Origin of the sequence: Aestuariirhabdus sp. LZHN29 (assembly GCF_049985285.1) — a bacterium.
Lineage (GTDB): Bacteria > Pseudomonadota > Gammaproteobacteria > Pseudomonadales > Aestuariirhabdaceae > Aestuariirhabdus.
The window spans coordinates 1,005,757-1,026,234 of the sequence record NZ_JBNIEU010000002.1 but is presented as its reverse complement, the minus strand read 5'-3'; the positions used below and the strand labels follow the sequence as shown (position 1 = coordinate 1,026,234).

General features: G+C 56.6%; 20 protein-coding genes. 17 read left to right on the top strand and 3 right to left on the bottom strand.

Features of this window, described 5'->3' with window-relative positions:
* Window positions 1-212: 212 nt before the first annotated feature.
* The 3 genes from ACP3PW_RS11560 (at window position 213) to htpX (ending at window position 2,977) form a co-directional block, all read left to right on the top strand.
* Window positions 213-1,427, top strand: a complete 1,215-nt coding sequence (locus ACP3PW_RS11560) for a pyridoxal phosphate-dependent aminotransferase (protein WP_426416850.1) — start codon at window positions 213-215, stop codon at window positions 1,425-1,427.
* Window positions 1,428-1,477: 50 nt separating this feature from the next.
* The gene (locus tag ACP3PW_RS11555) at window positions 1,478-1,906 is read left to right on the top strand and encodes a hypothetical protein (protein ID WP_426416849.1); all 429 of its coding nucleotides are present in this window, start codon (window positions 1,478-1,480) and stop codon (window positions 1,904-1,906) included.
* Window positions 1,907-2,113: 207 nt separating this feature from the next.
* Window positions 2,114-2,977: a protease HtpX gene (gene htpX, locus ACP3PW_RS11550; RefSeq protein WP_426416848.1), complete on the top strand. Its 864-nt coding sequence runs from the start codon at window positions 2,114-2,116 to the stop codon at window positions 2,975-2,977.
* Between the two features lie 262 nt (window positions 2,978-3,239).
* Here htpX and ACP3PW_RS11545 read toward each other — a convergent pair whose 3' ends face one another.
* The gene (locus tag ACP3PW_RS11545; RefSeq protein ID WP_426416847.1) at window positions 3,240-4,382 is read right to left on the bottom strand and encodes an ATP-NAD kinase family protein; all 1,143 of its coding nucleotides are present in this window, start codon (window positions 4,380-4,382) and stop codon (window positions 3,240-3,242) included.
* Between the two features lie 52 nt (window positions 4,383-4,434).
* Window positions 4,435-5,595 carry a 4-phosphoerythronate dehydrogenase gene (locus ACP3PW_RS11540; RefSeq protein ID WP_426416846.1) on the bottom strand — a complete coding sequence of 387 codons (1,161 nt, stop codon included), beginning with the start codon at window positions 5,593-5,595 and terminating at the stop codon, window positions 4,435-4,437.
* Between the two features lie 159 nt (window positions 5,596-5,754).
* On the opposite strand from ACP3PW_RS11540, the gene ACP3PW_RS11535 reads away from it, so the two are divergent.
* Window positions 5,755-7,122: an MATE family efflux transporter gene (locus tag ACP3PW_RS11535; protein ID WP_426416845.1), complete on the top strand. Its 1,368-nt coding sequence runs from the start codon at window positions 5,755-5,757 to the stop codon at window positions 7,120-7,122.
* 47 nt (window positions 7,123-7,169) lie between these two features.
* Here ACP3PW_RS11535 and tusA read toward each other — a convergent pair whose 3' ends face one another.
* Window positions 7,170-7,403 (bottom strand): sulfurtransferase TusA, encoded by a 234-nt coding sequence (gene tusA, locus ACP3PW_RS11530; RefSeq protein WP_426416844.1) that lies wholly within the window; start codon window positions 7,401-7,403, stop codon window positions 7,170-7,172.
* Between the two features lie 227 nt (window positions 7,404-7,630).
* Between tusA and ACP3PW_RS11525 the strand changes: the two genes are divergently transcribed.
* The 13 genes from ACP3PW_RS11525 (at window position 7,631) to fnr (ending at window position 20,463) form a co-directional block, all read left to right on the top strand.
* Complete coding sequence (locus ACP3PW_RS11525; RefSeq protein ID WP_426416843.1) at window positions 7,631-7,912, top strand: antibiotic biosynthesis monooxygenase family protein; 282 nt, start codon at window positions 7,631-7,633, stop codon at window positions 7,910-7,912.
* A gap of 224 nt (window positions 7,913-8,136) precedes the next feature.
* Window positions 8,137-8,907, top strand: a complete 771-nt coding sequence (locus ACP3PW_RS11520) for a helix-turn-helix domain-containing protein (RefSeq protein WP_426416842.1) — start codon at window positions 8,137-8,139, stop codon at window positions 8,905-8,907.
* A gap of 349 nt (window positions 8,908-9,256) precedes the next feature.
* The gene (ccoN, locus tag ACP3PW_RS11515) at window positions 9,257-10,681 is read left to right on the top strand and encodes a cytochrome-c oxidase, cbb3-type subunit I (protein WP_426416841.1); all 1,425 of its coding nucleotides are present in this window, start codon (window positions 9,257-9,259) and stop codon (window positions 10,679-10,681) included.
* Window positions 10,682-10,694: 13 nt separating this feature from the next.
* Window positions 10,695-11,303, top strand: a complete 609-nt coding sequence (gene ccoO / locus ACP3PW_RS11510) for a cytochrome-c oxidase, cbb3-type subunit II (protein WP_426416840.1) — start codon at window positions 10,695-10,697, stop codon at window positions 11,301-11,303.
* A 5-nt stretch (window positions 11,304-11,308) separates the two neighbouring features.
* Window positions 11,309-11,485, top strand: a complete 177-nt coding sequence (locus tag ACP3PW_RS11505; protein ID WP_426416839.1) for a cbb3-type cytochrome oxidase subunit 3 — start codon at window positions 11,309-11,311, stop codon at window positions 11,483-11,485.
* Complete coding sequence (gene ccoP, locus ACP3PW_RS11500; RefSeq protein ID WP_426416838.1) at window positions 11,482-12,366, top strand: cytochrome-c oxidase, cbb3-type subunit III; 885 nt, start codon at window positions 11,482-11,484, stop codon at window positions 12,364-12,366. The genes ACP3PW_RS11505 and ccoP overlap by 4 nt, the downstream gene beginning before the upstream one ends.
* A 193-nt stretch (window positions 12,367-12,559) precedes the next feature.
* Window positions 12,560-13,978, top strand: coding sequence for a cytochrome c oxidase accessory protein CcoG (ccoG, locus tag ACP3PW_RS11495; protein WP_426416837.1), 1,419 nt, complete (start codon window positions 12,560-12,562; stop codon window positions 13,976-13,978).
* A gap of 73 nt (window positions 13,979-14,051) precedes the next feature.
* Window positions 14,052-14,606: a FixH family protein gene (locus ACP3PW_RS11490; RefSeq protein ID WP_426416836.1), complete on the top strand. Its 555-nt coding sequence runs from the start codon at window positions 14,052-14,054 to the stop codon at window positions 14,604-14,606.
* A gap of 22 nt (window positions 14,607-14,628) precedes the next feature.
* Complete coding sequence (locus ACP3PW_RS11485; protein ID WP_426416835.1) at window positions 14,629-17,049, top strand: heavy metal translocating P-type ATPase; 2,421 nt, start codon at window positions 14,629-14,631, stop codon at window positions 17,047-17,049.
* 15 nt (window positions 17,050-17,064) lie between these two features.
* The gene (ccoS, locus tag ACP3PW_RS11480) at window positions 17,065-17,298 is read left to right on the top strand and encodes a cbb3-type cytochrome oxidase assembly protein CcoS (RefSeq protein WP_426416834.1); all 234 of its coding nucleotides are present in this window, start codon (window positions 17,065-17,067) and stop codon (window positions 17,296-17,298) included.
* Window positions 17,291-18,001, top strand: coding sequence for a sulfite exporter TauE/SafE family protein (locus ACP3PW_RS11475; protein ID WP_426416833.1), 711 nt, complete (start codon window positions 17,291-17,293; stop codon window positions 17,999-18,001). Before ccoS ends, ACP3PW_RS11475 begins: the two co-directional genes overlap by 8 nt.
* A 110-nt stretch (window positions 18,002-18,111) precedes the next feature.
* Complete coding sequence (hemN, locus tag ACP3PW_RS11470; protein ID WP_426416832.1) at window positions 18,112-19,497, top strand: oxygen-independent coproporphyrinogen III oxidase; 1,386 nt, start codon at window positions 18,112-18,114, stop codon at window positions 19,495-19,497.
* Window positions 19,498-19,701: 204 nt separating this feature from the next.
* Window positions 19,702-20,463, top strand: a complete 762-nt coding sequence (gene fnr / locus ACP3PW_RS11465) for a fumarate/nitrate reduction transcriptional regulator Fnr (RefSeq protein ID WP_426416831.1) — start codon at window positions 19,702-19,704, stop codon at window positions 20,461-20,463.
* Window positions 20,464-20,478 lie beyond the last annotated feature (15 nt).

Sequence of the window (20,478 nt, the reverse complement as noted above, 5' to 3'; positions counted from 1 at the left end):
TACAACTATATTGCCTACAATTTATTTATGCAACCCCAACACAGCCCTGAACCCATCGCTAATGTCGAGTCCAGCAAGGTCTAACAGCTTACTAATGATGCAACTGCCCTGATCAAACCGTATGATACGTACCAACAGATTCCAATATCGCCACCGAACCCGGTGGCCGAATATCCATGCTGCACTGATACGGGAGCCAAACGGAAAGGGGTATGAAGGAGATTAGAAAGTCTGGGAAGTTAGCCAACGTTTGCTACGACATTCGTGGCCCGGTACTGCAAGAAGCCAAGCGCCTGGAGGAGGAGGGCCACCGCGTCCTCAAACTCAATATCGGCAACCCCGCTCCGTTCGGTTTTGAAGCGCCCGAAGAGATCATCCAGGACGTCATTCATAACCTTCCCCAGGCGCAAGGCTACTGCGACTCCAAAGGACTGTTTAGCGCCCGCAAGGCGGTTATGCAGGATTTCCAGAAAAAGGGCGTGATGGACGTTGGTATCGAGGATATCTATATCGGCAACGGCGTCAGCGAGCTGATCGTGATGGCGATGCAAGCCCTGCTCAACAACGGGGACGAGATGCTGATCCCCGCACCGGACTACCCGTTATGGACCGCTTCGGTTAGCCTCTCAGGCGGCAAACCCATTCATTATCTATGCGACGAAAAATCGGACTGGTATCCGGACCCTGACGATATCCGCAGCAAGATCACCGACAAAACCCGTGGCATCGTCATCATCAACCCCAATAACCCAACGGGTGCGGTTTATCCACCTGAACTGTTACGAGAGCTACTACAGATCGCGCGGGAACATTCATTAATTGTTTACGCCGATGAGATCTACGACCGGATTTTATACGACGACACCGAGCATACCTCGCTCGCATCGCTGGCCGACGACCTGTTGATCATCACCTTCAACGGCCTTTCGAAGTCTTACCGGGCTGCTGGCTTCCGCTCTGGCTGGATGGCTATAAGCGGACACCGATTGCCCGCCAGCAGCTATATCGAAGGTCTCGACATCCTTGCCTCCATGCGCCTGTGTTCGAACGTTCCTACCCAGTTTGCAATCCAGACCGCTCTTGGAGGTTACCAGAGCATTAATGACCTGGTGCTACCCGGCGGCCGCTTGCTGGAACAGCGCAATCTTGCCTGGGAGATGCTGAACGACATTCCGGGAGTGAGCTGCGTAAAACCCAAGGGAGCCCTCTACCTGTTCCCTCGGCTCGACCCCAAGCGATACCCCATCATCGACGATCAACGCATGGTGCTCGACCTGCTACGCCAGGAGAAGATCCTGCTAGTACAGGGTAGTGCCTTCAATTGGCCTGCGACCGACCACTTCCGCATCGTCACCCTGCCTCGGGTCGATATTTTGGAGCAGGCTATCGAACGACTGGGACACTTCCTCAAAACATACCGCCAATAGCCCTCGGGCTACTGGCTTTTAAGCGCTTTTCAACCGCACAGGACCACGCCATGGCAGACATCCATATCGAGGATTTTTACCAGGATTGCGCGCGAATTCTACTTAAACTCTACGGGTATTTCCCTCGCAAGGGCGATATCTACGTCGATGAGATCATAGGTGACTTCGAGCTCGATGAGTTTGGCATACCCAGCGCCCGCCACCTCGCGTGTTTTAGTAGCATGCTGTGGTTAGCCGACGAACACTACCTGCGCTACCTGGACCAGTCCCGCCAGGATGGGCTGGGCCAGGCGGTATTGGCCGAACGGGCCTTTCTGGCCCTGGCTGCACCCGTCACCCCCCCGCTAGTCCCCCTTGAAGGGCTGCCAGCAACCGTCGCCATCCAGCAGGGAACCCTCGCTCACCAACTGCGTACCGCCCTGGACCAACAAGATGGATTGGCGCTGAGGCGCCTGCTGCTAGAGCTGTTTAGCCGCTAGCTCCTGGCACCCCGCCGAGCAACTCCATTGCGCAATCCACCCAAGGATTGCGTTAAATACGAATATTGCCACCCTGAGAGGCCTGCCACACTGGCACCTATGCACCTCCGGCTTTGCATACCCTTTACAGTGCAGGGATTGAAAAGCGACGGTTAACCCGCATATTTTAAAAACCTGACTAACATTTTAAAAAGGATAGTTGACCCTATGAAGCGTATTGGACTCTTTCTGATCACCAACCTGGCCGTGCTGCTTGTATTGAGCATTGTGATGAGCCTACTGGGTATCGATGGTCGCAGTACCAGTGGCCTGCTGATGATCGCTGCGGTATTCGGCTTTGGCGGCTCACTGATCTCGCTGGCCCTCTCAAAAACCATGGCGCTGCGCTCGACCGGCGCTCAGGTTATCACCACCCCCCAAAACGCCACCGAACGCTGGCTACTGGAAACCGTTGGCAGACAGGCGCAACAAGCCGGTATCGGCATGCCCCAAGTTGCCATTTATGCGGCTGACGACATTAACGCCTTCGCCACGGGTATGAAGCGTGATGATGCCCTGGTTGCCGTCAGTAGCGGTCTCCTCAACAAGATGAACCAGGACGAAGCGGAGGCGGTGCTGGGCCACGAAGTCAGCCATATTGCCAACGGTGACATGGTCACGCTGGCGCTGATTCAGGGTGTTGTAAACACCTTCGTTATCTTTATCGCCCGAATCGTCGCCAATATCATCAGCGGTTTCCTCAGCCAGAACGATGAGGACGGCCAGGGACTGGGCATGTTTGCCTATATGGGCGTGGTGTTCGTGCTGGAGATGCTGTTTGGTATCCTCGCCAGCGTGGTGGTGGCCTACTTCTCTCGCCAGCGTGAATTCAAGGCTGACATCGGCGGCGCCCAGCTTGCAGGCCGTCACAAGATGATCGCGGCTCTTGAGCGCCTGCGTAACAATGCGGAGCCTCAGCTGGAGGGCTCACTGGTTGCCTTTGGCATCAATGGCAAAAAGAGCATGGCGGAGCTATTTATGAGCCATCCGCCACTGGAAAAACGCATCGCTGCGCTACAAGCTGCGGGCTAACCAACCGACCGTGCCGGTGCGCTCCTTCGGAGGCCGTACCGGCAACCCTCCCCGGGTTTATCCTACCTCTTCGCCTTACCTTAAAGTTAGCTTAACGCTGATAAAGCTCTGCCTGTGGCTATGGATACCCGCCTTCGCGGGTACGACGAGGAAAAAGGAAGGTTTAAGGGGAGGAAGTTGAGGGTACAACGCTAGAAAAGGTGCTCTGCCCTTCATTCCCGTGAATACAGGGAATCCATTAAGCCGGATTCCAGGCGGACTGCTACTCGACGTTTAGCCCAACGGGGTAGAGCACGGCGTCCTTGTAGCCGGTTATCACCCGCATATGGCCCGACAGCGCCCGATCCAGTTCCGGCTCGCCGGTATCGACCTGCAACGGCGCGCCATCGAGTTCGGAGAGTTTGGACTTGGTCGCAATCACCTGGAGATGGTCGAGCCCGGCACGGCGGATCAGCGGTGGCGAGATCTGATGATTTCCCCGCCCCAGAATATGCCCCTGACCGCCAATTGCAGTGACCACAATATAAACCTCCGCGCCCCGGGTTAGCTCCAGCAACTGTTCGGCACTGGCATCGACTGCCACCAGTTGCTGATCCCTGACCAGATCAACCCCCAACAGGGTATTGTCGAGCCCCAACTCCTCCATCAACCCGCGGGTAGTGGTACCCGGGCCGATCACATAGAACGCGTCGGGGTCCATCTCCTCGATCAACCCTGCGGCTATATCCTGCAGTACCAACTCCTCCACTTCACGACCTCCCTGCTTAACCCGCTGCAGATATTGATGTGCCCGGGGCACTAGAAGGTCGCCGTAGTAGCGGGCCTTAACGCGGCCCTCGCGAAAGGCATCTTCATCGATATCCCGCACCTCAGCTTCGGCAATCGTTACCAGCTCACCGGTCACCAACTGGCGAACCACCTCTCCTGCGGCCTGCGGCGTTACAGCGTAAACACCGGAGTGAATTTTAACCCCGGCGGGAACCCCCAATACCGGCTGCCCTTCCCCCACCGAGTGGCATATATTGCGGGCCGTACCATCCCCGCCGGCAAAAAGAATGAGATCCACTCCCGCCGCCTGAAGATCCCGCGCGGCGCGTTCGGTATCGGCGGCCGCAGTGTGGCCACTGTCGATCTCACCGAGCACCTCTACAGAAAACCCCATGGCCCGGGCAAGGGTCTCACCCATCTCCAACGGGTAGGTCAGAATCGTCAGCTGCCCCTGCAAGGGAGCAACCGCCTCCAGCGCATGACGAGTGCGATCGGCTGCATGGGGTACCGCCCCCAGTGCAAATGCCTGTTCCACAATGGCCTGCCCATCGCTCCCCTTTAACCCCACAGCACCACCGATGCCCGCCAGAGGGTTAATAATGAGTCCCAAACGAAATGCTCTTGCCGATCCCTTCATAACACCTCCTGTTACAGCCTCCATTTCTGTTGCCATTTGCGTTGTGGCGGTTTTAATTCTGTCCAGCCAATACTCTGAACCCCAAACTCGAAAGCCCCTCGCCGCAACCCGCCATGGGGTTCGATAGTTCGAGGGTCAAACTGCTGTTTTCTCGCCGCTCGGGATACTGTTTGCGCAGACGGTCAAACTCCTCGGCTACGTTTCCGCAACGGCGAAGGTGGTTACGCATCCTCTGATCGTCATCGCGCACGTCGTAAAGTAGACGGCACAAGCGGCGCGCCAATGCATCGGCGTCAGCGGCTTGCAATTCGCCCCCGTGCAACACGAGGCGCTCCAGTTGCGGTGAAGGCATCAACTGCTGCAGTGACCGCTGGCGCGGTTTGTTAAAGAGGTCACAGGCCCCGTGATAAACCATCTCTGTCCCCCGCAGCCGTCCTTCGAGGCTATAACCGGCAATATGGGGCGTTGCCAGATCCACGCGCTCAAGCAGCGGCATGTAGACTGCCGGCTCGGTTTCCCACACATCCAGCGCCACTCTCAAGTCAGTACGGCTGTTCATAGTCGCCAGTAGCGCCTCCTGATCCACCACCGGGCCACGACCGCTATTGATTAACAAGGCCCCCTCAGGCAGCAGCTCCAACTGCTCCCTGCCCAGCAAATACCGGGTCGGGTGGGGACCATCGCAGGTTAAGGGGGTGTGTAAACTCACCACATCCGATGACTGCATTAACTCATCAAGCTGGCAAAGCGGGAGGTCAGGGTCATCCAGAAACGGATCGCTAATACGGCAGCGAACACCCAGCGCCGAGAGCTGCCGGTAGAGCCGCCCGCCGACGTTTCCGGCACCGACAATTCCAACCCTGAGCTCAGGCAGCGTGCACTGACGCCAGTCGCATAGGGTTGCGAGCACCGAGAGCACATACTGTACAACCGCCAAGGCGTTGCAACCCGGCGCGGCGCTAAAGCCGATCCCACGTTGCGACAACCATTCGCGATCAATATGGTCGGTGCCGATGGTTGCCGACCCCACGAACCGCACCGAACTATCTTGCAAAAGCGTTTGCCCGACCTGGGTTATCGATCGCACCAACAGCAGGTCGGCCCCGTGCAGATGTGCGGCGTTAATCTCCCGCCCGGGCACACGAACAATGCTACCCCACCCGGAGAAAAAATCCTCCACAAGAGGCATGTTCTCGTCGGCAATAATTTTCATTAATCGATGATCCTGAATCCGGGCAGACACCCTAAAGCGCTGCAGCTTATGCCAGAGTGACCCCTGTCGCAACCGGCGACAATCTCCACACCAGCAACCATATCACCACAGCCACAGTCGCGCTAAGATAGCGCCCCCTGACCTCTTTCGGATTCCACCATGGAAGCTTCCCGGAGCAACGCCGTCTCTACCGAGCTCAAACAGCTCGTCGGCCTTGCCACCCCCATCATCGCCGCCCAGATTGCAACCAGTGGAATGGGGCTGGTCGACACCCTGATGGCGGGCAACTACAGCGCGACCACGCTGGCAGCAGTGGCCGTGGGCAACAGCATCTGGTTGCCCATCTTCCTGTTTATGAGGGGATTATTGATGGCGGTGGTGCCTACGGTCGCCCACCTTATCGGTGCCGGCAAGCAACAACAACTGGCGACAACTGTGCACCAATCCCTGTGGATCGCATTCGTCGCTGGTGTCGGGGCCTTGCTGATGGTTCGCAGCGCCGACATCGCCTTTCAATGGCTGGACGTTACCCAACCGGTAGCGCTGCAAGCCACCCTCTACCTGGATGCCTTTAGCTGGGGTTTTCCGCTTATGGCACTTTACGTGGCACTGAGCTGTTACTGCGAAGGCCGTGCCCTGACCAAACCGGGTATGGTGTTTGCGTTTGCAGGGTTTGCGCTCAATATTCCCGCCAACTATGCCTTTATCTACGGTGCCTGGGGATTTCCCGAGCTGGGGGCCGCTGGCTGTGGTTACGCAACCGCGCTTTCAGCGAGCCTGATGCTGGTTTGTATGGGCGTCTATCTGCTATTCGATAGCCGCCATCGCTCAGCAGCCATCCTCAACAGCTTAAGCTGGCCCCGATTTCAAAACATTGTGCCGCTGGTGCGATTGGGGGTCCCCATTGGCATTACTATTTTTGTTGAGGCTAGTATTTTTTCCGTGATCGCACTCCTGATCGGGCGCCTGCCCACGGAGCTGATTGCGGGGCACCAGATCGCGCTGAACGTCTCCTCCATCACTTATATGATTCCCCTCAGCGTCGGTCTGGCGATGACCATACGGGTCGGTCAGGCGGTGGGTGGCGGCGATTACCGCCAGGCTAAGCTGGCGTCCCTCACAGGCCTGGGGTTTAACACGGCTTTGTCGGCCACCAGTGCGACGATATTGATCCTGTTTCCCCTGCAAATTGTCTCCCTCTACAGCGATAACAATGCCGTACTGGAGGTTGCCGCCTACCTACTGCTGTTTGCGGCGCTCTACCAACTACCCGATGCCGTTCAGGTGGCAGCCGCCAGCAGCTTGCGGGGATACAAGGATACCCGTATGCCGATGCTGATCGTACTGATCGCCTACTGGGTTATCGCTCTACCGCTGGGGTACACCCTGGGTCTTACCAACCACATGACGGACGCCATGGGGCCCGCCGGTTTCTGGATCGGCCTGTTGACGGGACTGAGTATCGCCGCGCTATTGCTGGGCTGGCGCCTGCAGCGGGTCTTTCGCCGCTACCCCTCGCGAGTCTGACAAATTCACTGGGGACCCCGCCTGCGCCGGATGGAGGGTGCGAAGAATCAACCCTTACGAATATAATAAAAGTACTTCTGCTCCCGCTCTTCCTGGCCCAGTAACTCATGCTCAAGAAAGGCGCAGAATTTGGGAATATCCCGAGTCGTTGAAGGATCGGTAGCGATCACCTCCAACACCTCCCCGGCGACCATCTCCCTAACCTTATTGTGCAACAGCATAACCGGTTCGGGGCAATGCAATCCGCAGGCATCTAGTGTGTGGGTCGGGTTGTGTGACATCAGTATTGTCCGTCAGGGATAGTTGGCACTATTTTAACAGAGCAAGGGTTCCGAGCCAAAAATAGCAACCCCACACGGGCACGCCTGAAACTATACGACCTTCGCCGCAATTCGCTTGCTTTTTGTGCAACCCCAGCGGGTAAAGACTTGCGTTGACCAGCAGTTCAGTTATAAAGAGCAGTATCTGAAACGATACATCAATCGGTTAAATGGGTAAGGATAGTTCAATGATCAAAGTGGTAATCGAGCGTAACATTGCAGAAGGATTAGGCCCCCATTATGAGGAGGCAATCAAAAAAACCATTTCGGGTGTGGTACAGGCACCGGGGTTTATATCCAGCGAATCCCTTAAAGATGTTGCTAACCCCAACCACCGGCTCGTAATTATCAACTGGGCAAACGTTCAGTCCTGGCACATGTGGGAAAGCTCTCCACAGCGTAAACTGCTACTGGAAGCGATCCAGCCGATGCTGGAAGGCCATGAGAAATGCACCGTACTCTCCCACTAGAGATTCCCACTAGAGATCCCCGCTGAATACCTCTCCATGAGCGCCCTCCAACCCTGATCCTGAACACGAAACCCGGGTGGGGCGCACTCCGATAGCTTTCACCAACAATCTCTCCCCCGTGACCTGATGCAGGTCGCGGGCACACCAGACTTTGATATTTATCAAAACCTCGGCATACTGAGTGTCATACCATTGTCGCTTTCAGCTGAAGAATCGATCGCCTCATGAGCCAACCCCCTGCATCGCCGTGCATTAAAAAACCCTGCCACACCGGCGAAGAAAAATTCGTTCAGTGTGAGCGCTGCGCGCTATTCCCCCTGTGCGATCCGGTAGAGGTTTCCGGGGGACAATTCAACCTGATCGAAGGCTTACTGGAACGTCGCGTGCCGGTTGCCGCAGGGGCTCCCCTGTTTGCAGAGGAGGAGGAGTTTCGAGCCATCTATGCCATCAGCGCTGGCGCCTTCAAACTCACGCTCCCTGACGAGCGGAGCAACGAGAAGGTCTGTGGTTTCAGTTTCAGTGGCGAGCTGGTTGGCTACAGCGGCATGGCAGTCGGGCATTACCCCTATCGAGCCATCGCACTCGAACAGAGCTATGTGTGCGAAATCCCCTACCAGCGGCTTATGGACTATGCCGAGAAGGTACCGGAGCTACGCAACAATCTGTTTACGATGTTAAGTATGGAAACCTTCCACAGCCACCTTAGTTTCACCACCCTGATGGGGCGCAAGAATGTTGACCAGCGAGTATCGTCCTTCCTGATCAACCTGGAGCAGCGTACTCGTCGTCGAGGTTTCGACCACCCTACCCTGACCCTGAGCATGCGCCGCGATGATATCGCCAACTTTCTGGGGTTACCAAAAGAGACCCTCAGCCGCGCACTCAGCAAATTCCAGCAGCAGGGTCTGATCAATATCGACGGTCGCAGACTGGTGCTAGCCGATTACCAGCAACTTCTCAACACAGCGGGACTGCCCGCCGCTAAAACTGAGTAAGCGTCAACCCTTTTGCCGCCCCCCCAGGCACAGACCAACAAACATTGACCCAGATCAAACAGCCTAATAGAGCGGTTTGATACAAAGGCTCTGCGGAGGCTGGTTGACATATATCACGCTCAACATTTATCCTCCGCAGCCGACCCTGATCACCTATAGTAATCAAGGTCACTTTTAAGGGAGCCAAGTAGCCGGGATGCTTTTCAATCTTCGTCTGCTTACCAAACAGTCATAGCCTCTGCGGACGACACCCGCATAATAAAATCACAATGAGCATGCACTAACGCTCGGACTGCGTTCAGGCTGGCGCTATGACAAAACAGCACGTGCAACTGATGGAACCTGAAAGATGAGTACGGTAACCAATACTTCGTCCTACAATTATAAGGTCGTACGCCAGTTTGCCATTATGACGGTCGTTTGGGGGATCGTTGGAATGGCAGTGGGAGTGTTAATCGCAACCCAGCTGGTTTTCCCCGAGTTAAACTTTGAACCCTACCTAACCTTTGGCCGCTTGCGTCCGCTTCACACCAACGCAGTTATTTTTGCCTTCGGTGGTAGCGCCCTGTTCGCCACCTCCTACTACGTGGTGCAGCGTACCTGCCAGGCTCGCCTGGTATTCGATGGCCTGGCCGCATTCACCTTCTGGGGCTGGCAAGCGATCATCGTAGCGGCAGCTATTACCCTGCCCCTGGGTATCACCCAGGCCAAGGAGTATGCAGAGCTTGAGTGGCCGATTGCCATCGCTATCGCGCTGGTCTGGGTCTCCTATGCCATTGTGTTCTTCGGCACCATTATGAAGCGCAAGAGCAAGCATATCTACGTTGCCAACTGGTTCTTCGGTGGGTTTATCCTTACCGTTGCCGTGCTGCACATCGTTAACAATATGGCTATCCCGGTTAACTTGTGGAAATCCTATTCGATCTACGCCGGAGCACAGGATGCCATGATCCAGTGGTGGTATGGCCACAACGCAGTAGGCTTCTTCCTCACCGCCGGTTTCCTGGGCATGATGTACTACTTCGTGCCCAAGCAAGCAGGCCGTCCTGTTTACTCCTACCGCCTGTCCATAGTTCACTTCTGGGCGCTGGTTGCCATCTACATCTGGGCCGGTCCACACCATTTGCACTACACCGCCCTTCCCGACTGGGCACAAAGTCTGGGCATGGTGATGTCCCTGATTCTGCTGGCACCCTCCTGGGGCGGCATGATCAACGGCATGATGACCCTGAGCGGAGCCTGGCATAAGCTGCGTACCGATCCGGTGCTGCGCTTCCTGGTGGTATCACTCTCCTTCTATGGAATGTCCACCTTTGAAGGCCCGATGATGGCAATCAAGACCGTCAACGCGCTCTCTCACTACACAGACTGGACCATTGGTCATGTACACGCCGGTGCGCTGGGATGGGTTGCGATGGTATCCATTGGCTGTCTCTACCACTTGATTCCACGCCTCTGGGGTAAGGATCAAATGGCTAGCATGTCATTGATCAACACTCACTTCTGGCTAGCCACAATCGGCACCGTACTCTATATCGCCTCCATGTGGGTCAACGGTATCACTCAAGGCCTGATGTGGCGCGCAGTCAACAACGACGGCACCCTGACCTACAGTTTCATCGAGTCGGTCCAGGCCAGTGAATTTGGATATATCGTGCGTGCTATCGGTGGTGCCTTCTTCCTGCTAGGCATGTTTTTGATGGCTTACAACACCTGGCTTACCGTCCGCAATGCCGATCCGGTCAAAGCGAACGCTGCAGCGCAGATGGCGTAAGGGGAACAGAACAATGAATCACGAAATCGTCGAAAAAAATATTGGCTTGATGATCGTAGGCATGATCGTCGCCATCAGCTTTGGCGCTCTGGTTGAGATCGTCCCCCTGTTTTTCCAGGATGAGACCACCCAGCCGGTTGACGGCCTCAAGCCTCACAATGCACTGCAACTCGAAGGTCGCGATATCTACATCAGGGAAGGCTGCGTTGGCTGCCACTCGCAGATGATTCGCCCCTTCCGAGCTGAAACCGAGCGCTACGGTCATTACTCCGTGGCCGGTGAAAGCGTCTACGAGCACCCCTTCCTGTGGGGCTCAAAGCGCACCGGACCGGACCTTGCCCGCGTTGGTCAGCGTTACTCCGATGACTGGCAAAGAGCTCACCTGATCAACCCCCGTGATGTGGTTCCGGCCTCTATCATGCCGGCGTACCCCTTCCTGGCTGAGAATAAACTCACCGGTAAGTACACCGCCGCCAAGATGGAAGCGTTGCGCGCTGTCGGTGTTCCCTATACCGATGAAGACATCGCTGGCGCCGCCGATGCTGTACGTGGCAAGACCGAGCTCGATGCGATGGTCGCCTACCTGCAGAACCTTGGCACCGTCATCACTCAGAAGCGGTAACGACATTGGACATCAATACATTACGTGGTCTGGCTACTGTTTTTGCACTGCTTGCGTTCATTGGACTCGTTCTTTGGGCCTATAGCTCCGGCAAGAAAAAGGACTTTGACGAAGCGGCCAACTTGCCCTTTGCAGACGATCCAGACGCACTGAATAACTCTGATCAGGAGAAGAAATCATGACTAGTTTCTGGAGTTGGTGGATCATTCTGCTGACCACCGCGTGTGTCGCGCTGGTCACCTGGATTCTATTTGCCAACCGTACTTCGACCCTCGGTAGCGGAAAAACTACCGGTCACAGCTACGATGGCATTGAAGAGTATGACAATCCCCTGCCCGGCTGGTGGTTCCAGATGTTTGTGGCCACCATCGTTTTCGCCGTCGGCTACCTTATCTACTACCCCGGCATGGGAAGTTTTCCCGGTATTGGCGGCTGGACACAGATAGGCCAGTACGAGGAGGAGATGCAGGAGGCCGAGGAGCTGTATGGCCCGATCTACGCGAAGTTCCGGGTTATGTCCGTCGAGGATGCGGCCAAAAACGAACAAGCGGTGCAGATGGGACAGCGCATCTTTGCCAACAACTGCGCACTGTGCCACGGTTCTGACGCCCGCGGCGCGTTCGGCTTCCCCAACCTGACCGACGGCGCATGGCTTTACGGTGGCTCCGCTACCGCAATCAAGGCGTCTGTGAGCGACGGCCGCAAAGGTCAAATGCCGGCTTGGGGTGCAGTGATTGGCGATCAGGGCGTTACCAATGTAACGGCTTACGTGCGCTCGCTCAGTGGTCTTGAGGTAAACGCCGATGCAGCCCAAATGGCCGCAGGCAAGAAGGTCTTTGACGCGACGTGCGCGGCCTGTCACGGCGCTGCCGGCGAAGGCAACCAGGCGCTGGGTGCACCGAACCTCGCGGATAACGTGTGGCTCTACGGCTCATCACCCGCCCGTGTGGCGTATACCATCCGTAACGGTCGTAACGGTGTAATGCCTCCCTGGAACGATATTCTAGGGGAAGACAAGGTTCACCTCGTCTCTGCTTACATCTATAGCCTGTCGAATAAGTAAAGTTTTCCGGCTGCCCTTCATGGGCAGCCGGTTTTTCATAACGCTGTGGCAAAAACACGCCCGACACACGGCTTCAATACGCAATGCGAGAATTATTGCGCAGCGTGAATGCACAGCGTTATGGAAAACCGGTACACTCTCCTCACTCGATTTTGCCCATCAGGGCCTTTGATCGCTTTAGTCTGGATGCCCAATGAATACACCTGTAGACCCTAAGGAAACTGGTAAAGATCCTGTCGAGACCATTGAGGTTGTGGATCTTTATCAAAAAAGGGAGCAGATCTACACCCGCTCGTTTAAGGGAATCTTCCGCAACCTTCGACTGGTCGGTGGCTGGTTTCTGTTTCTGCTCTATTTTGGCCTGGCCTGGGTCAACTGGAACGGTGAGCAGATCATACTGTGGGATCTTCCTGCGCGAAAATTTCACCTGTTCGGCACCACTTTCTGGCCCCAGGACTTTATGCTCCTCTCCTGGCTGCTGATCATCTGCGCCTTTGGCCTGTTTTTTATTACGGTACTGGCCGGTCGAATCTGGTGCGGCTATACCTGCCCCCAAAGCGTCTATACCTGGATCTACATGTGGGCCGAAAAGGTCACCGAAGGTGAGCGAAACCGCCGCATCAAGCTCGACCAGGAGCCGATGAGCGCCAACAAGTTTCTGCGTAAAGGTGCCAAGCACGCCATCTGGTTCGTGGTTGCTTTCGCCACCGGAGTCACTTTCGTCGGTTACTTCACCCCTATCAGAGACCTGGTCCCCGGCCTGTTGATGCTGGACATAAACTCCTGGGCAGTATTCTGGATTTTGTTTTTCACCGTTTGTACCTACGTCAACGCCGGCTTCCTGCGTGAACAGGTATGTATCTATATGTGCCCCTATGCGCGTTTCCAGTCGGTCATGTTTGACCAGGATACCCTTATTGTCTCCTACGACCCCTCGCGAGGAGAGGCCCGTGGCCCCAGGCGCAAGGAAGCCGACTACAAGGAGCAGGGTCTCGGCGACTGTATCGACTGCAAGGTATGCGTCCATGTCTGCCCGGTAGGTATCGATATCCGCGATGGCCTACAGTACGAATGCATCGGCTGCGCCGCCTGCATCGATGCCTGTGATGAGATCATGGACAAAATGGAGTACCCCCGGGGACTGGTCAGCTACACCACCGAACACAACCTTGACGGGGGTAAAACCAACATCATGCGTCCACGCCTGATCGGATACCTGGCCGTGCTGCTGGTTATGATCGGGATGGTGACCTATACCCTCAATACCCGTATACCGCTGTCGATGGAGGTATTGCGCGATCGCAACAGTCTCTTCAGCGAAACCAGCCAGGGCATGATTGAAAACGTCTACACCCTCAAAATCGCCAATATGGATGGGCGCGACCACCACTTCCAGATCACCGCAAGTGGTCTTAAGGGGCTGGGTTATGAGGGTGAGGAGACCGTACTGGTGCGCTCCGGTGATGTCGCTTCGGTGCCTGTGCGCTTGCAGGTCGACCCACAGCAGATCACCACTCGCACCGCCGATATCCAGTTTGAGGTGATCTCTGTCGACGACAACCGTGTTGCGGGCAAACAGGAGAGTCGGTTTATCGGCCCTACCAATCTATGATGACTGCACCCTATCGAGCCGAGAGCGAACCGGCCAGCCACTCCATTATGTGCCGTACTATGAGCAATACCTTATGAATCACACCCCGTTGCAAGAGACCCACGAAGCGGTAGCCCCCTGGTATCGCCAAGGCTGGTTCTGGTTTATCGTCGGTATTCCCATGGCATCGGTCTGCCTGGGTACGACGATGCTCATCGTCGCCTTCACGCACCAGGACAGCCTGGTCAAAGATGAGTATTACCGGGACGGCAAGGCGATCAACCAAGTTATCGCCCGCAATCAGCGCGCTGAAGCACTGGAGATCGGGGCCACCGTTACGATCGACGAGCTTACCGGCGAGGTAGCGCTTCAGGTCGGCGGCAAGGATGACCTGTTACCTTCGGTGTTACGCCTGAGCTTCCTCTCCCCCACTCTGGCCAGTCAGGATCAGGTTATCGACATTCGACAGATTGCACCCGGCCGCTACATTGGCCAGTTAACGCAGCAGATAAAGGGTCGGCGCTACGTTCATCTGGAGACCATCGAGACACAAGACTCCTACAAGCCCTCCGAAAAGGGCTGGTTAATCGAGTCCCAGCAGCATATCGAGGCGGGAAACCGCTTCCAGATCGGTTATTTCGGCTCCTGATTGTGATGATTACCTGCTAACAATGGCTGAGCACTCAGCCTGTTGCTACCACTGCGGCGAATCCACCCGCGGCGGCCCCCGCCTTGAGGCCAGCATATCGGGTCAGCTTCAACCCATGTGCTGCATGGGGTGCAAGGTGGTGGCCGAAGCGATCGATCAGGGCGGACTGGGAAACTACTATCGCTACCGTTCGAGTCTGGCCATAACGCCGGAGCCCGTTGCCGATGACTATCGCGAGGAGCTGAGGCTCTACGACCACCCCTCATTGCAAAAAGGCTTTGTTCACGCCCACGAAGATGGCTCCCTGCAGGCCACCCTGATTATCGAGGGAATTACCTGTGCGGCGTGCATCTGGCTGCTGGAGCAGCAGTTAAACCAGTTTGACGCGGTAGAGTCCGCGACCGTCAACCTCAGCACCCATCAGGCCAACATCCGCTGGCACCCCGCCGATCTTAAATTGAGTCATCTGCTCGAACGTATCGCCGCCATAGGGTATCGACCCCACCCCTACCTGCCGAGCCAGCAAGACGCTATCGTCCGGCGCGAAAACCGGCTCGCTATCCGGCGCCTTGCCGTCAGCGGCATCGGGATGATGCAGGTGATGATGTACGCCATAGCGCTCTACGCCGGCGCCATGCAGGGGATGGAAGCGGTTCATCGGGACTTCCTGCGCTGGGTCAGCTTCATTGTCGCAACGCCCGTGGTGTTTTACGCTGCGCGACCGTTTTTCGAAGCCACCTGGCGAGATATAAAGACCCGCCACCTGAGCATGGACGTGCCGGTCTCGATCGCCATCGGGGGGGCCTACCTGGCCAGCAGCTGGGCGATGCTGTTCGGCGGCGGCGAAGTCTACTTTGACTCGGTCTGCATGTTCACCTTTTTGCTACTGCTCGGGCGCTTTCTGGAGATGCGGGCCCGTCACCGCACCAACCTCAGTGGTAACGCACTCCTGAGCCTGCTACCTGCCAGCACCATCAGGGTTTGTGCACAGGGGGAGGAGCGCATCGCCATCGGAGAACTGGCCGAGGGTGATCAAATCCGTGTCGGCCCCGGGCAGAATATTCCTGCCGACGGCGTCGTATTGCAAGGTTGCAGCAGCGTCGATGAGTCAGCCCTGACCGGTGAGTACCTGCCAGTTCGCAAGGAGCCTGGTGATTCCGTGATTGCAGGCAGCGCTAACGCCGAAAATAGCTTACTGGTCGAAATTACCCATATTGGCACCGACACCCGCCTGTCGGCCATCGTGCGCCTGCTGGACAGAGCCCAACAGGAGAAACCCAAGGCCGCGCGAATTGCGGACACCGTGGCCAGCTGGTTTGTGGCCGCCGTCCTCATGACCGCACTCGGGGTGTTCCTATTCTGGTACCTGCGTGCCCCCGGCGACGCTTTCTGGATCACTTTATCGGTGCTGGTAGTTACCTGCCCCTGCGCCCTCTCCCTTGCAACCCCGACCGCCCTTACCGCCGCAACGGGCTACCTCCATAGCCGAGGTCTGCTAGTAACCCGGGGACACGTTTTGGAGGGGTTGAACGGTGTCACCCATATTCTGTTCGATAAAACCGGCACGCTGACCCGGGGAAAACTCAGCCTTGAGGAGACTGTGCCGCTGACGCACCACAATCAGGAGCACTGTCTGATGCTTGCGGCGCAACTGGAAGCTGAATCGGAGCACCCCATCGCACGGGTATTTCAACGTTCTGGCATCGCCGCCGCGGGGCAACTACAGCACGTTACCGGTTGCGGGGTAGAGGGGGAGATCAACGGCGCACGCTACAGACTGGGAACGCCATCGTTTGCGGGTAACGACGGTACGGCACCTACTCCCCCGAGAGAGGAGGGTCAATGGCTTCTGCTCGCGTGCGATGGGACACCTCTGTGCTGGTTTCGGCTTAATGACCAACTGCGCCCGGAAGCGGCCCCGACACTCTCCGCCCTTCGGCGCAGCGGCTATCACGTCGAGCTACTGAGCGGTGATTCTACACAGGTTGTTCAATCCATGGCCGAGCAACTGGATATCCCTTTCGCGCTGGATTCCGCAACCCCCGACATCAAACTGGCGCATCTGCAGCAGCTACAGCGCAGCGGCGCCCGCATACTGATGGTCGGGGATGGTATCAACGATGTGCCGGTACTGGCCGCCGCCGACATCTCCATCGCCATGGGCAGCGCCTCTGACCTGGCCAAAACCAACGCAGATATGGTGCTCATGTCCGCAAACCTGGAGCAGATCATCGACGCCCTCAGCAGCGCCAGAAAAACTCGAACAATCATCCGCGAAAACATCGCCTGGGCGCTGGGTTATAATCTGTTGGCGTTGCCCCTCGCTGCCAGCGGAGTGCTCGCCCCCTGGATGGCGGCTATTGGTATGGCGACCAGTTCACTGGTGGTGGTTGGTAATGCTTTGCGCCTCGGCCGGGGATCCCCCGGCACGCCCCCTCAATAACTCACGGAGCCCGCTGTGGAATCGATTTACCTGCTGATACCCATTGCACTGCTATTCGTAGGACTGGGCGTGTGGATCTTTTTCTGGGCGGTAGACAACGGTCAGTTCGACGACCTCGAAGGCCCCGCCCACAGCATCCTGTTTGATGATGAACTGCCCTCCCACCCTGCCGAATCGGCCACTGGAGAGAAACCACCGGCAGATACTGCACCCGGGGCACCGTCAGTAGACGACACCCGCGATGATTGAGATACCCCTGCTAATCACCGCATTCACCCTGGGCATCTTCGGAGGCGCCCACTGCATCGGCATGTGCGGGGGAATCATGGCAGCGCTCGGTTCGGGAGTTCCCAACGCCACCCCACAGCGCCTGCTGCCGATCGTGCTGGGTTATAATATCGGCCGCATCACCAGTTACACCATCGCCGGCGCGTTAATGGGCAGCCTCGGATGGGCGTTACAGCAACAGGGCAGCACAGTCATTATCGGCATGCGCACAGTGGCGGGGCTCCTGCTGATTGCCATGGGACTCTACCTCGCCAACTGGTGGCGTGGACTGGTTGCGATAGAGCGGCTCGGCGGCCTACTGTGGAAACCGCTGGCGCCCTATGCCAGCCGCCTGCTCCCCGTGCGTACACCGGGTTCGGCGCTGTTGCTCGGAGCCCTCTGGGGCTGGTTACCCTGCGGGCTGGTCTATAGCACCCTGATCTGGACCGCAACCCAGGGCAGCGCACTCAACTCTGCGTTACTGATGCTTGCTTTTGGTGCCGGTACGTTACCCTTACTGCTGACTGCGGGACTGGTCTCATCCCGCATCACTCATGTGATGCGGAACCAGACAACTCGGGGTCTTGCTGGTATGCTGGTCATCGTATTTGGCCTCTGGACCCTGCCGGGTCCTCACCAACAATGGTTAACACAACTGTTTCAGCAGATGCCCGCTGGCAGTTGATGAGTATCAACACAATTAGCGGAACCAGTGGCTAGACTTTGCGTCTAATCACAGCGATGACTCAAGTCGTCGTACACCCCATGACACTAACGACTGAAAGTGGACATTCAATGAGCAACAAGCTGGTTTGGGATCTCGACCTGATAAAGCGCTACGAAGGCGCCGGTCCTCGTTACACCTCCTACCCTACTGCCGTCCAGTTCCATGAACTGTTCAGCATCAAAGAGTACCGCGATGCCGCTGCGCAGAGCGTAGAAAAGAATACGCCCCTGTCGCTCTACTTCCACCTCCCGTTTTGTACTCATGTCTGCTACTACTGCGGCTGCAACAAGGTGATTACCAAGGATCGCACCAAGGCGATCCCCTATCTGGAGCTCCTGCACCGTGAAATTGAGATGCAAGCAGAGCTTTTCAGTACCAAGCAGACCGTTGAACAGTTGCACTGGGGCGGCGGTACCCCAACGTTCCTCAGTATCGAGCAGATGCAAGCGTTGATGGCCAAAACCCGCCAGCATTTCAATCTTGTGGATGAAAGCAAGGGCGATTTCTCCATCGAGATTGATCCGCGCGAAGCCGACTGGGCCACCATGAATGCCCTACGAGAAATGGGCTTTAACCGCTGCAGCCTCGGCGTGCAGGATCTCGACCCCAAAGTACAAAAGGCGGTGAACCGCGAGCAATCCGAAGCCGATACCATCGCTATCATCGATGCTTCCCGCGCCCTGCAGTTCCAGTCTATCAACATCGATCTGATCTACGGCCTGCCGTTCCAGACCGAAGCCAGCTTTATGAAAACCCTTGAGCGGGTGATCGAGATCTCGCCTGATCGCCTGTCGGTATTCAATTACGCCCACCTGCCCGAGCGTTTTATGCCCCAGCGCCGCATCAACGCTGAAGACCTGCCCTCCTCAACCGAGAAGCTGGCGATCATGCAAAACACTACCGAAAGGCTGCTGCAAGCGGGCTATTCCTATATCGGTATGGATCACTTCGCGCGCCCCGATGACGAGCTGGCCATCGCCCAGGAGTCCGGCACCCTGCACCGTAACTTCCAGGGCTACACCACCCATGCCCACTGCGATCTTGTCGGCATGGGCGTCTCCTCCATCAGCCAGGTGAATGGCTCCTACAGCCAAAACCACGCCGATATCAAGATGTATATGAATCGCATCGAAAGCGGTGAGTTTGCGATCAAGCGTGGGCTGGTAATGAACGAAGACGACTTTATCCGCCAGGCGGTAATCTCGCAGCTAATCTGCCACTTTCAGCTCGAATTTGCCCCCATTGAAGCGCGCTGGGGGATTCAGTTTGGCGACTATTTCGCAAAAGAACTCGAGCAGTTGCAGCCTATGGTCGATGATGACCTGATCACCATCGACAGCAACGGTATCGAGGTGACCGGTCGTGGTCGACTGCTGATCCGCAACATCTGCATGCAGTTTGATCATTATCTGGGACATGATAGTAATAAGGGACGTTTTTCCAAGGTCATCTAGCCGCCACCTCAAATGAGCTGTGCCCCGATTGGGGCACAGCCACCCCCCCCTATTTCCCCACTCATGCTCTCATTCCGAGCCCGTCGCAGTGGGTGCTCTACACAGACGCTACCAAAGAAGCTGCACTTTGGTTTTGTTTTGTGACCGAATTCCCCTACAATGTTTGCGATAACAACCTGACACTCGAAGGGGCTGCTGCCGTTTATGAGCTCTAAACTCAACGTTAAAACTGTAAATAGCGTCGCTTGCAAGGAATGCAGCCTGAGTTCTCTCTGCCTGCCTATCGCCCTCGCAATTGACGAAATCGACCAGCTCGATGACATCATCAAGCGCGGTCGCCCACTGAAAAAAGGCGAACACCTGTTCCTGGAGGGGGACCCCTTCACCTCAATCTACGCCGTTCGGTCGGGAGCGCTAAAAACCTACACCTCAACCAACGAGGGTGAAGAGCAGATCACCGGATTCCAGCTGCCCAGCGAAATACTGGGACTCAGTGGCATGGATGGAGATACCTATCCGGTCTCCTCACAAGCGATGGAAACCACCATGATCTGTGAGATCCCCTTTGAAAAACTCGACGAGCTATCGGACAAACTGCCCAAGCTGCAAAAACAGCTGATGCTACTAATGAGCCGACGTATCCGCGATGACCAGCAGATGATGTTGCTGCTCAGCAAGAAAAACGCCGATGAGCGCATCGCCACGTTCCTGGTCAATCTTTCCGCCCGTTTCAGGCGTCGAGGGTACTCCTCACACGCGTTTCGCCTATCGATGTCGCGCAACGAAATGGGTAACTATCTGGGTCTCGCGGTGGAAACCGTCAGCCGGGTATTCACCCGCTTTCAACGCAGCGGCCTGATCGAAGCGAATGGAAAGGATATCAATATTACCGATGCGGAGCGCCTTTGTGCCCTCGCGGGCGGTCGTTTACTTGATCCAGCCAAAGATGCGGCGCAAAACGGCTAACCGCCGGGAAACACT